The 10825-nt window shown below is 67.6% G+C and carries 14 protein-coding genes; 5 read left to right on the top strand and 9 right to left on the bottom strand.

All coding sequences use genetic code 11. From position 1 onward, the window contains the following. The 5 genes from BSZ40_RS01835 to BSZ40_RS01815 all read right to left on the bottom strand — a co-directional run. A partial coding sequence (locus tag BSZ40_RS01835; RefSeq protein WP_342741900.1) for a putative T7SS-secreted protein occupies nucleotides 1-494 on the bottom strand: 494 nt, incomplete at its 3' end. A gap of 7 nt (nucleotides 495-501) precedes the next feature. Next, the gene (locus BSZ40_RS01830) at nucleotides 502-840 is read right to left on the bottom strand and encodes a hypothetical protein (RefSeq protein WP_073822687.1); all 339 of its coding nucleotides are present in this window, start codon (nucleotides 838-840) and stop codon (nucleotides 502-504) included. A 28-nt stretch (nucleotides 841-868) separates the two neighbouring features. After that, the gene (locus tag BSZ40_RS01825) at nucleotides 869-1156 is read right to left on the bottom strand and encodes a hypothetical protein (RefSeq protein WP_073822685.1); all 288 of its coding nucleotides are present in this window, start codon (nucleotides 1154-1156) and stop codon (nucleotides 869-871) included. A 7-nt stretch (nucleotides 1157-1163) separates the two neighbouring features. Continuing rightward, nucleotides 1164-1481, bottom strand: coding sequence for a hypothetical protein (locus BSZ40_RS01820; RefSeq protein ID WP_073822683.1), 318 nt, complete (start codon nucleotides 1479-1481; stop codon nucleotides 1164-1166). 106 nt (nucleotides 1482-1587) lie between these two features. Further along, nucleotides 1588-2424 (bottom strand): YflT domain-containing protein, encoded by an 837-nt coding sequence (locus BSZ40_RS01815; RefSeq protein WP_143180847.1) that lies wholly within the window; start codon nucleotides 2422-2424, stop codon nucleotides 1588-1590. Nucleotides 2425-2612: 188 nt separating this feature from the next. On the opposite strand from BSZ40_RS01815, the gene BSZ40_RS01810 reads away from it, so the two are divergent. The 4 genes from BSZ40_RS01810 to BSZ40_RS01795 all read left to right on the top strand — a co-directional run bounded on the left by BSZ40_RS01810 (nucleotide 2613) and on the right by BSZ40_RS01795 (nucleotide 6421). Next, a complete protein-coding gene (locus BSZ40_RS01810) occupies nucleotides 2613-3920 on the top strand; it encodes a magnesium transporter MgtE N-terminal domain-containing protein (protein WP_073822679.1) in 1308 nt (435 codons plus the stop codon). Continuing rightward, nucleotides 3913-4425 (top strand): DUF1003 domain-containing protein, encoded by a 513-nt coding sequence (locus BSZ40_RS01805; RefSeq protein WP_073822677.1) that lies wholly within the window; start codon nucleotides 3913-3915, stop codon nucleotides 4423-4425. Before BSZ40_RS01810 ends, BSZ40_RS01805 begins: the two co-directional genes overlap by 8 nt. A 98-nt stretch (nucleotides 4426-4523) precedes the next feature. Further along, a complete protein-coding gene (locus BSZ40_RS01800; RefSeq protein WP_073822675.1) occupies nucleotides 4524-5645 on the top strand; it encodes an Mrp/NBP35 family ATP-binding protein in 1122 nt (373 codons plus the stop codon). Nucleotides 5646-5791: 146 nt separating this feature from the next. Further along, nucleotides 5792-6421, top strand: a complete 630-nt coding sequence (locus BSZ40_RS01795; RefSeq protein ID WP_073822673.1) for an O-methyltransferase — start codon at nucleotides 5792-5794, stop codon at nucleotides 6419-6421. Nucleotides 6422-6490: 69 nt separating this feature from the next. Here BSZ40_RS01795 and BSZ40_RS01790 read toward each other — a convergent pair whose 3' ends face one another. The 3 genes from BSZ40_RS01790 to BSZ40_RS01780 all read right to left on the bottom strand — a co-directional run bounded on the left by BSZ40_RS01790 (nucleotide 6491) and on the right by BSZ40_RS01780 (nucleotide 9122). Beyond that, complete coding sequence (locus BSZ40_RS01790) at nucleotides 6491-8014, bottom strand: leucyl aminopeptidase family protein (protein ID WP_073822671.1); 1524 nt, start codon at nucleotides 8012-8014, stop codon at nucleotides 6491-6493. Between the two features lie 71 nt (nucleotides 8015-8085). Continuing rightward, nucleotides 8086-8250, bottom strand: coding sequence for a DUF3117 domain-containing protein (locus tag BSZ40_RS01785; RefSeq protein ID WP_073822669.1), 165 nt, complete (start codon nucleotides 8248-8250; stop codon nucleotides 8086-8088). A 125-nt stretch (nucleotides 8251-8375) separates the two neighbouring features. Continuing rightward, nucleotides 8376-9122 carry an LOG family protein gene (locus BSZ40_RS01780; protein ID WP_073822667.1) on the bottom strand — a complete coding sequence of 249 codons (747 nt, stop codon included), beginning with the start codon at nucleotides 9120-9122 and terminating at the stop codon, nucleotides 8376-8378. 94 nt (nucleotides 9123-9216) lie between these two features. Here BSZ40_RS01780 and BSZ40_RS01775 point away from each other — a divergent pair, with 94 nt between their 5' ends. Then, nucleotides 9217-9702, top strand: coding sequence for a GNAT family N-acetyltransferase (locus BSZ40_RS01775; RefSeq protein ID WP_073822665.1), 486 nt, complete (start codon nucleotides 9217-9219; stop codon nucleotides 9700-9702). Here the strand turns inward: BSZ40_RS01775 and dapE are convergent. Beyond that, complete coding sequence (gene dapE / locus BSZ40_RS01770) at nucleotides 9683-10825, bottom strand: succinyl-diaminopimelate desuccinylase (RefSeq protein ID WP_073822663.1); 1143 nt, start codon at nucleotides 10823-10825, stop codon at nucleotides 9683-9685. The two genes, BSZ40_RS01775 and dapE, sit on opposite strands and share 20 nt — an antisense overlap.

The following is a 10825-nucleotide window of genomic DNA, read 5'->3' as shown; positions in this document are numbered from 1 at the left end:
GCCCGCAACTTCGCCGCCGCCACCCGCCCCGCAGCCCCCAAACGCACCTGCCAACCAAAAAACTCCCCCACCACCGCATCACGCTCCGCCTGCCCCGGATCCACAAACGACCCCAACCCCACCCCACCAGCACCCTGCCACTGCGCAGCCGCCACCTGCCGCCTATACGCCGCTACCGCCTCCTCACTCTGCTTGACAGCCACCCGATACCGCTCCCGCAACCCCACCGCCGCCGCCTGCGCCAGCCGCAACACCCCCGCATACTCCTCCAACGCCCCAGCCGCCGCCTGCCACCGACCCGGCTCCACCGCAAACCGCTCCCGAAAACGATCCGCCGCCCGCCCCCGCCAACCATCAGCACGCACCCGCTCCAACGAAACCCCAATATCGGCAAACACCCGCGCTCGCCCCCGCAACACCCCACACCGCTCAAGAACCTGCTCCGGATCACCCTCAAAACACAAATCCGGCACCCCCCGACTCCACGCCCCCATCGTGGAATTACTCCTGCCGGAGCGGAGCAGTATCCATCTGCGCCGCCAGGGCCGTCACGGGCTGCATTTTTTCGCGACTGCGAACGTTGAAGTCGGCGTAGCTCATCAAGACCCCCATCAGGCGTCCGGCCACTTCTTCAATGTCATCCACCAGGTTGTTCACGCCCTGTTCCCAACGTTCTTGGAACTCGTCTATGGCTTGCCACACCTCGTCGTTGGCCACGCTGTCTTCGCTCGGCAGGTAGTCCTCGACGTCGTAGTCAACTTTGGCTTGTACCGCCTCCGCACATTGGGTGGCGGCCGTAAACAAGGCCTCCATGTCGACCTCGAAATCGTGCAACCCCATGTTCTTCCTGTCTCCTTGCTAATGCTCGTCAGTCCATGAGCGCCACGTTGCGCTCTTCGGTGTGCTGGGCTATCTCCCGCACCTCTGCCATCGCCTGCGCTCCGGCCCGCAACACGGCCGTCATCTCCTGCACTCGTGCCCGAAGCCGTTCATCAAAACCCAGCTGTGCTTGCCGGGAGACGGACTCTAAGACCCACATTCCCAAACGGCCAGCCACCTCCTCGCGGGTGGCATCCACCGCTTCCTCCAAGCCAATGGCCGCCTGCTGTAGTCCGTCCTGGATCCACATGGCTTCTGCGTCGCGAAATATCAGCATTGTCGATTCAACTTCCTTCCAGCTGCCGCTGTATCTCCGCGACCACCCGCTCCACGTCAGCATCGGCTGCCTGCGTGGTGCGGTCCGTGCGGGTCAGGGCGTCGGCATAGCCGTTCAGTTCGCCCGGCAGCTGGAACGCCACTGTTCCCCATGCCTCCATCGCCCGCGCCAGCTCCCCGATGCCTGCCGCCGTGACGCCCGCAGCGCCCGCCTCCAAGGCATCACCGAGTTCGCTCAGGATGTCTTCCACCTGCACGGCGCAGGATCGCACCGCCCCGGCGGCAGCCATCTGCGCGCCGAACCTCATCCCCATCTGCGCGGACATTGGCGGCTCCTTGCCCCTCCAGCGGCCTGAAGAGCTTGTACTTGGCGGCAGCCTACCACCACCAGTAAACCGGGTAACCACGGCCCGGCGCGGGGCACGTAGCGGACTAGCTGCGGGGCACGAACGGATCGTCTTCGTCGCGCTCACCGGTCTCCTGGGCCTTCGCAGCCTGCTCGCTGCTCCCTTGCTCAGCAACCAATGCGTCGGCCTTAACTCCCGCCGGGGATTGCTCCCCCTGTTTAGGGTCCGTGGCCGACGCCATACGCGCCTTTTGGGCCGCCAGGTGGGCGGCCAACTGCTCCGGGCTCAGCCGCACCCCAAACTTGGGTTCTTCGTCAGCGCGGGAACCGAACTGTGTGGGGCCGTCCGCTGCGTGCCCGCCAGCGGCAGCCACCCCGGCTGCACCGGCACTGCTTGCTACCGTGGGGCCTGGCTGCCCGATTGGCGCGTCCGTCATCGAGATGGCGCCCCGGGCTCCGGCCAGCAGCGACCGCACCCGCCCCACCTCGGTGGTTGCCAGCACGTCGTACCGCGAGGCCACCACCTGTTTCGCGGAGGAGAAGTCTCTCTCTCCCCCAGACAGCAGGTAGGGGATGACTCCCGCCGCCAACCCGAACGCCGCTCCCATAGCCACCCCGCCCAACAGGATGGGCACCGCAGATTCCGGCGCGGCAAACAGCACGTAGAACAAACCAATGAGCATGCCGAACCATGCGCCCTGCATGAGTGAGGACGCCACTACTTTGCTCAGGGTGAGCCGCCCCGTGATTCGTTCGACAATGTGCAAGTCGGAGCCAACAATCGTCGTCGTCTCCACCGGGAAGCCCGCGTCCGCCAACTTGTCGACCGCGGCCTGGGCATCCCGATAGTTACGGAAAGACGCCACCACGGTCCCGTGCGGCATGGTCGGGTAACGAAGCTCATTGACGCTAAAACGTGCCATGCCTAAATCATGCCAATGCTTTACCTGGCCGGGAAGCGGCGAGCCCACTAATTCGCTCAGGGCGGGGCAATGCCTCCCGCTGCCCCCAGCCGGGAGAACTGTCGGCGCCACCTCAGGCTGCCTCCAGACAGCGCGGGATACCGCGCACGCAGTATCCCCGGCGCCAATTGCCGCCTAGGCTTAGCTGCGTGCGCACCACTTCCCCTTCTCGTTCCACCACTGGCCGGGTTTTCATCGCTCGTCTGGCGGGCACCACTGTCTTCGACCCTATCGGCGACCCAGTGGGCCGGGTGCACGACGTCGTGCTGCTGCCGCGTCCCTCCGGCACCCCGCGGGCGATCGGTATCGTGATCGAGGTGACCGGCAAGCGCCGCGTCTTCCTCCCCTTCTCGCGGGTCACCGCCATTCAACCGGGCGCGGTGATCACCACTGGTCTGGTAAACATGCGGCGCTTCTCTCAACGGGCCATCGAGGTGCTTGGCATCGGCCAGTTGCTGGACAAGACAGTAACTTTGAAGGACGGCTCGGGCACCGCCACCGTCCAGGACGTAGCCATTGAACAGCAGAAAAACCGCGATTGGACCGCTACCACCCTGTTCGTGCAGCGCACCGGTTCCACCGGCGCCTTGGGGCTGCGCCGCGGGGAAACATTCATGGTGAGCGTCTCTGAGGTCAAGGGTCTGACGGCTTCCTCAGCCCACCCCCAGGACGCCTCCGTGCTGTTGAGCCAGTTTGAGACTCTCAAGCCTGCCGACCTCGCCGACGAGCTGCGCGAGCTGCCGGAGGCCCGCCGCTTGGAGGTTGCCACGCAGCTGTCTGACGAGCGCCTGGCCGACGTCTTGGAGGAGTTGGGGGAGGAAGACCGGGTCAAGATCGTCACGCATTTGGCGGCGGGGCGGGCCGCCGACGTGCTGGACCAGATGCAGCCCGACGACGCCGCCGACCTCGTGGGCGAGCTGCCGCTGCCGGTGGCGACCGAGCTGCTGGAGTTAATGGAGCCGGAGGAAGCTGCGGATGTGCGGCGGCTGATGGCCTACGGCGAGCACTCGGCCGGTGGTCTGATGACGACCGAACCGGTGATTCTGCCGCCAGAGGCCACGGTCGCCACGATGTTGGCGTCGGTGCGCCGCCAGGACATTCCCCCGGCCTTGGCAGCCATGGTGTATGTGGTGCGCCCACCGCTGGAGACTCCCACGGGTCGTTTCTTGGGCGTGGTACACCTGCAGCGCGCTTTGCGTGAGGCTCCCCACTTGGCGCTTGGTACGATCATCGACACTGACTTGGAGGCGGTCTCGCCGGAGGTGGAGATCGGTACCGTCACGCGGCTTATGGCCACTTACAACCTGACAGCACTACCAGTGACCGACGAAGATAACCGGCTTTTGGGGGCTATCTCTGTCGACGACGTGCTGGACCACTTGCTGCCGGAAGACTGGCGGGAAGCGGACGAAGAGATCACGGACGAGGCAATGACGAGGAAGGTGGACCATGGCTGAGCGACTCGACACGCCCCTGCCGCGTCGGCGCCTGCGGTTGCCGCGCATCGATTTGGAGTCCGATGCGGTTGGCCACGCCGCCGAGGGGATAGCCCGCTTCTCTGGCACCCCCAAGTTCCTCATCTACCTGTCGATATTTTGTGTGGCCTGGATCGGTTGGAACACGCTGGGCCCGGACCATTTGCGGTTTGACCGGGCCGAGCTGGGTTTCACGGCCCTGACACTGATGCTGTCGCTGCAGGCCTCTTACGCCGCACCCCTGATCTTGTTGGCCCAAAACCGGCAGGATGACCGCGACCGGGTCACGGCCGAATCCGACAGGCAGCGGGCCGAACGGGCGTTGGCCGATACCGAATACCTGACGCGGGAGATCGCCAGCCTGCGCATGGCGATGCAGGACGTGGCCACACGGGACTTTGTGCGCAGCGAGCTGCGGGCGCTGCTAGAGGAGATCGTGCAGGCCCAACAGACGGAGGCTGACCCCGAGAGCGAGGCTGAGGCCTAGTCCGTCGCCGGGGTGAGTGGGCCTCCGTCCCCCGCCTGACGACCGGTTGTTGCCTAAGCAACTAACCGTGAGGGGCCAGGGCAGCCTACGATGGAGCCATGACCATCGAACGTTCTGCAGTCGACGCCGCCCTGGCGACCGTCAACGATCCGGAGATCCGCCGCCCCATCACCGACCTCGGCATGGTCGACGACGTGGTGCTCGACGGCTCGACCGTGAAGGTCCACATTCTGTTGACCACTGCGGGCTGTCCACTGCGGGAACGCATCACCACCGACACCACGGCGGCGGTGGCGGCCGTGGCCGGGGTGGAAAACGTCGAGGTCACTATGGGGGTGATGAGCGAGGAGCAGAAGAAAGAACTGCGGGCCAAGCTGACCGGCGGTGCACCGGAACCAGAGATCCCCTTTAACCGCCCCGACAATCTCACCCGGGTCATCGCCGTTACCTCCGGCAAAGGGGGGGTCGGCAAATCCACTGTCACCGCCAACCTAGCGGTAGCTATGGCCCGTGCGGGACTAAAGGTGGGAGTGGTGGACGCCGACATTTACGGTTTTTCCATTCCCCGCATGCTCGGCGTCGAGCACCCCCCCACCAAGGTCGATACCGCCATCATTCCCCCGGTCGCCCACGACATTAAGGTCATCTCCATCGGTATGTTCGTCCCGGAGGGACAGGCGGTGGTGTGGCGGGGCCCCATGCTGCATCGGGCCATCGCCCAGTTCCTCGGGGATGTGCATTGGGGGGACATCGACGTGCTGCTGCTTGATCTGCCGCCGGGCACCGGCGATGTCGCTATCTCGATTGCCCAGCTGCTGCCCGGGGCCGAGATCTTGGTGGTCACGACCCCGCAGTTAGCGGCCGCCGAGGTCGCCGAGCGGGCGGGTTCCATCTCGCTGCAGACCCACCAACACGTGGTGGGCGTGGTGGAGAACATGAGCTACTTGCCGCAGCCGGACGGCAGCCGTCTGGAGCTCTTCGGGGCCGGGGGCGGGGCGGCTGTCGCCGAACACCTGACAGAACAGTTGGGTTACGACGTCCCGCTCCTGGCCCAGGTGCCCCTATCTATCGATTTGCGCCGCGGCGGCGACCTCGGCGAACCCATAGCGGGTGCCGACACCGAGGACGCCGCGGCTACCGCCCTGCGCGAGGTGGCCCAGGTGCTCGGCAAACGCCGCCGCAGCCTGCAGGGTTTGAAGCTGGGCGTCCAGCCGGTTTAGGACGCCCGGGACCGCAGTAGCCCGCCCCGGGAGCCACTCTCCCCCGCCAGCGCCGGGTCGCTCGGCATGCCCGCAAATGTGCACGGTCTTTCCCGGGCGGCGCGGTAGTCTCGGCAGGAGAAGAAGTGGTGGAAGGAAGTGCGGTTGTGACGGACAAATCTCAGTCCTGGACCTATACCGAGGAGTTCGTGGCGGAAGACGACGCCCTCCTAGCCGCGCGCGCCTACGCTCACGAGCTCGGCTGCCCCACCATTTCTGCCGGGACGGGGGCGGCGTTGCGGATGCTGGCGGCCTCCTCCGGGGCACGGGCGGTCCTGGAGGTGGGCACCGGCACGGGGGTGGGAGCCTTGTGGCTGCTGGCGGGCATGGCAGCCGACGGCGTTTTGACCTCCATGGACACGGAGGCCGAGTTTTTGAAGTCGGCGCGCCGAGTACTGTCGGCGGCTGGGGTATCGCCGGCCCGCACGCGGCTGATCTGCGGGCAGTCGCTCGACGTGCTGCCCCGCATGGCCTCGCGGGCATACGACATGGTCGTCATTGACGCCGACGCCCTGGACCACGGCGACCACCTGGAGCACGCGCGTCGACTGCTGCGGCCGGGTGGACTGGCAGTGTTTACCCATGCTTTGGCCGGGGATCAGGTAGCCGACCCCGCCCGCCGCGACCCGCAGACGGTGGCCGCGCGGGAGCTCGGGCGACACCTGCGCGATGACGACGACTTCGTCACCTGCCTGCTGCCGGTGGGCGACGGGGTGCTAGTGGCGGTGCGCCGCTAAGCCGTCCTCCCGCTGCGCTGTGGGGCCCGCGGACGTGTCCGTCTGCGGGCCCCAGCGCGTGTGGGCGCGTCAGTGGCGGGCAACCAATGCCTGGGTTAAGGCGGTCAGCAGCACCGCACCAAAACCGGTACCACGGTTCTTCGGTACCGCTGTCTCCTGCCCGCCGTTGCGGCCCGGCCCGGCGATGTCCAGATGCAGCCAGTGGGGCGCCTGCCCGCCAAAACGCTCCAGGAACAGGGCTGCCGTGATGGAGCCCGCTCCGAAGTGCCTTTCCCGTTCGGCGTGCGCGAGGTCAGCCACCGCCGAGTCCAGGGCGGGAGTGTAGGCGGCAGCCAACGGCAGGCGCCACGTCTGGTCTCCGCAGGCACTGCCTACCTGCTCGGTCAGGGCCGCGAGCGCGTCGTCGCGGGTATAGGCGGCAGCGTGGTAGCGCCCCAGGCCGAGGGTGGCGGCCCCGGTCAGGGTAGCGATGTCGATCAGGTAGTCGGGGCGGAAGGTGACCCGGGCGTAGCTGAGGGCGTCGGCCAGAACTAGGCGCCCCTCGGCGTCGGTGTTGACCACCTCGACGGTGGTGCCGTCGTGCAGCTGCAGCACGTCGCTGGGCCGGTAGGAACCGCCAGCGAATTGGTTCTCCGCCAACGCCAAGACGGCCACCACCTGCACGGGTGCCTGTAGTTCCGCCAAGGCTAGGGTGGCGGCCAGGCAGGCGGCAGCCCCCGACATGTCGGTGGTCTGCATGGCCATGGCCTCGCCCGGCTTCAGGGAGATGCCGCCGGTGTCGAAGGTGATGCCCTTGCCCACCAACGCCACCGTCGGCACCTTGCCGCGCGTCTGCGGGGTGTACTGCACGGTCACCAAGCGGGGTGGGGTCTGCGAGCCGCCGCCTACCGCCAGCAGGCCGCCGCAACCGAGCTCGGCCAGCTGGGTCTCATCGGCCACGCTCACGCGCACGGTGTCCCAGTCGCCCGCCAACTCCTGCACGCGTTCGGCGAACCAGACGGGGTTTTTCCGGTTGGACGGCGTGTTGGCCAGCGCCCGCGCCAGGCAGACGCTGCGGGCCCAGGTACGGGCCTGCGCTACCAGCTCGTCCGGGTAGTGCGCCCCGAAAAAGACCACGCGTTTCGGGGTGGTGCGCTGCGGGAAGACTTCCAGGCGGGCGGCCCCCTCCAGCACCCCCACCGCCCAGGCCTGCGCGGGCGTCCAGGGCGCGGCCGCCGCGGGAGCGGGGTCGGTTGGCGCGGGACCTGCCACCACGTAGAGAATTTCGCAGTCACTCGCCAGCGTCCCGGCGGCGGCCGCGCGGCGGCGCTCGGCGGTGCTCTGCCCACCTTCTCGTACGCGTCGCACCGCAGGTAGCACGGACCCCGGCGGCGGGACAATGGGGTGACTGGTGGCAGCCAGCGCGGTCTGCCAAGCAGCGGCGTCAACGCTGCCCCCCAACAGGGAGTCAAGTTCGGCCACCTGCTCCGCTAGGTCCGCATTGTCGCCCAACACCAACACCCCGGCGCGGGCGGCGGTGTGGGCGGAGCGCAACTGGGCACCGAGGGCGGCGTCGGCCGCTGATAGGGCCAAGGTGTCGGGCAGACTAAACACGAACAAACTCCTTCACTTGCAGGAACGGCACGAAAGAGGGCCGGTACGATGACCGGCCCCCTTGACAGTGTTCAGGCGACGTTGGCGAGTGCGCCCGCGAGCTCCTGGGCTTCCTCTCCGGAAAGCTCAACGACGAGCCGCCCGCCGCCTTCCAGCGGGACCCGCATGACGATGCTGCGACCTTCCTTGGTAACCTCCATCGGACCGTCGCCAGTGCGGGGCTTCATAGCAGCCATGTCTTCTCCCTCGTTACTTTCCCGTGTGCGCAGCACACGTTAACCCGTCTATTCTACGGCGTGGCACAAGTTGAAATTCTGACAAGCGGCACACGTCACACATATTTGGGGCGAGCTAGGGGCGGCTAGCCGTTGCCGTTCAGGATGTGCACCGCTTTGACCACGTGGGCCACGGCTTCGGCCGGGGTGTCGACCACCGTGAAGAGGTCGACATCGCCCGGGGAGATCATGCCGCGTGCCGCCAACGTGTCGCGGAGCCAATCCACCAGTCCGCCCCAGAACTGCGAGTCGACGAGCACTAGCGGGAAGGAACGCACCTTGTGGGTCTGCACCAGGGTGAGCGCCTCGAATAGCTCGTCGAGCGTGCCGAACCCACCGGGCAGGATGACGAAGCCTTGCGCGTACTTCACGAACATGGTCTTCCGGGCGAAGAAGTAGCGGAAGTTAACCCCGAGGTTGACGTAGCTGTTGAGCCCCTGCTCGAACGGCAGCTCGATGCCGAGGCCGACGGAGGTGCCGCCTGCCTCGGTGGCGCCCTTGTTGCCGCCCTCCATCACGCCTGGGCCGCCGCCGGTGATTACCGCGAATCCCTCCTGCACTAGCAGCCGAGCCGTCTCTTCGGCCAGCGCGTATTCGGGGGTGCCGGGGGCCGTGCGGGCCGAACCGAACAAGGAGATGGCGGGGCCTAGCTCCGCCAGCGCCCCGAAGCCTTCCACGAATTCGGCCTGGATGCGCAGCACCCGCCACGGGTCGGTGTGGACCCAGTCGGCCTTCGGTTCGGGGGCCAGCAGGCGCGCATCAGTGGTTTCCGCCGGGATCTGCTCGCCCCGCAACACGGTGGGGCCCTTGTAGTAGTCAAACTTGCGGGACATCAATGGTTCCTTGTCTTCGGCTTTTTTCTCACGCCCACCCTAGCGGCGTCCCGGTGGCGCCGCGGGCGGGCAACGCCGCTTGTTACCATGCCCCATGCGTTTTGCCTTACGCCCGGCCCGCCCCGACGATGCGCCGACCTTGGGGGCGCTCCATCACCTGGTGTGGCAGGCGGCCTACGGTCCCCTTGTCCCGCCGTCCGTGTGGCGGGAGCGGTTGGTGGAACACACCGTGGCGCGCTGGACGCGCACACTGACCCGGGGCACGGCTGCCTGGCCCTGGTTGGCCTACGCCGGTGGCACGCTGGTGGGCTTTGCCTCCGCCGGGCCCGCCCCGGCGGGGGCGGTGCGCGACTGGGAACTGCACGCGCTCTACGTGCACCCCACCGCGCAGGGTTCGGGGGTGGCCGCCGAGTTGCTGACGGCCGCGTTGGGACAAAGCCCGGCATTCTTGTGGGTGGCGGCGGGCAATGCCCGCGCCCAGGCGTTCTATCGGCGGCACGGTTTCCGGGCCGATGGCGCCCGCGGCCACTACCCGTTGACCGCCACCGTGCAGCTGCCCATCATGCGGATGATTCGGTGAGCCAGGCGGTCAGGCCAGCGACGCACGCCTCCAGATCCGCCACGGGACAGCCCTCGGTGTCGGTGTGGGCGTGCATGGGGTCCCCCGGCCCGTAGTTGACGGCGCTGATGCCGAGGGCCGAGAAACGGGCGACGTCCGTCCACCCGTATTTCGGCCCCACCTGCACCTGGCGGCCACTGGCGTTAGCGGCGGAGCGCACGGCGGCCACGAACTCGCGCGCCAGCGGCTGGTCTAGCCCGGGGCGTGCCCCGGCCGCCAGGTCGGTGACTGCCAGCTGGGCACCGGTGCCCGCCAACAGCGCCGCGACGGAGTCCACCGCCTCCGGCCCGCTCTTGGCGGGGGCGAATCGATAATTGATGGTCACGGTGCAGCTGTCCGGAATGACATTGGTGGCGATACCGCCGGTGATTCCCACTGCCGATAGGCTCTCCCGATAGGCCAAACCGTCCACCTCGACGGTGGCGGGCGCGTGGGCCGCCAAACGCTGCAGAATCTCCCCCGCCCGGTGGATGGCGTTGTCGCCCCGCCAGGCCCGCGCGGAGTGCGCCGCCCGCCCGGACACTGTGGCCTCCACCCGCAATGTACCGTTGCAGCCGCCCTCGATGTGCGCACCTGTCGGCTCAAGGAGCACCGCGAAGTCCCCGGCTAGCCACTCGGGGTGATGGCGCGCAACCCGCCCGAGACCAGACAGGGCAGAGTCGACTTCCTCGTGATCGTAAAAGACGTAGGTGACGTCGCAGCGCGGGGCCCGGAGCCTGGCGGCCAGGTAGAGCTGCACCGCCACCCCGCCCTTCATGTCGACGCTGCCGCGCCCAACCAACGTGTCCACACCGTCGCGTAGCTGACGGGTCGATGGCACCTGGGAACCGGCGATCGGCACCGTGTCCAGGTGCCCGGCCAGGATGACACGGGCGGGGCGGCCGAGTTGGGTGGCTGCCACGATGGCGTCACCGTCGCGGTGCACGCGCAGGTGATCGAGACGCCGCAGGGATGCCTCGATACTGTCCGCGAGCGCGGTCTCCTGGCCCGAGACGGAGGGGACATCGACCAGAAGGGTGGCGATCTCGACGACTGACAACTTAGTCAGGTCGGCGGCAGCTAGGCGGGCGGCGGGGGTGGTCAT

This window comes from Buchananella hordeovulneris, assembly GCF_001907235.1.
In the GTDB taxonomy this organism is placed as follows: domain Bacteria; phylum Actinomycetota; class Actinomycetes; order Actinomycetales; family Actinomycetaceae; genus Buchananella; species Buchananella hordeovulneris.
The sequence above is the reverse complement of the archived record's forward strand: the minus strand, read 5'-3'. Positions and strand labels throughout refer to the sequence as shown.

Coding starts and splice junctions, on each gene's coding strand:
- BSZ40_RS01775 (WP_073822665.1), top strand. CDS start 9,217: ATGCGTTTTGCCTTACGCCCGGCCCGCCCCGACGATGCGCCGACCTTG.
- BSZ40_RS01805 (WP_073822677.1), top strand. CDS start 3,913: ATGGCTGAGCGACTCGACACGCCCCTGCCGCGTCGGCGCCTGCGGTTG.
- BSZ40_RS01800 (WP_073822675.1), top strand. CDS start 4,524: ATGACCATCGAACGTTCTGCAGTCGACGCCGCCCTGGCGACCGTCAAC.
- BSZ40_RS01830 (WP_073822687.1), bottom strand. CDS start 840: ATGGGGTTGCACGATTTCGAGGTCGACATGGAGGCCTTGTTTACGGCC.
- BSZ40_RS01825 (WP_073822685.1), bottom strand. CDS start 1,156: ATGCTGATATTTCGCGACGCAGAAGCCATGTGGATCCAGGACGGACTA.
- BSZ40_RS01815 (WP_143180847.1), bottom strand. CDS start 2,424: ATGGCACGTTTTAGCGTCAATGAGCTTCGTTACCCGACCATGCCGCAC.
- dapE (WP_073822663.1), bottom strand. CDS start 10,825: ATGACCACCCCCGCCGCCCGCCTAGCTGCCGCCGACCTGACTAAGTTG.
- BSZ40_RS01780 (WP_073822667.1), bottom strand. CDS start 9,122: ATGTCCCGCAAGTTTGACTACTACAAGGGCCCCACCGTGTTGCGGGGC.
- BSZ40_RS01820 (WP_073822683.1), bottom strand. CDS start 1,481: ATGTCCGCGCAGATGGGGATGAGGTTCGGCGCGCAGATGGCTGCCGCC.
- BSZ40_RS01785 (WP_073822669.1), bottom strand. CDS start 8,250: ATGGCTGCTATGAAGCCCCGCACTGGCGACGGTCCGATGGAGGTTACC.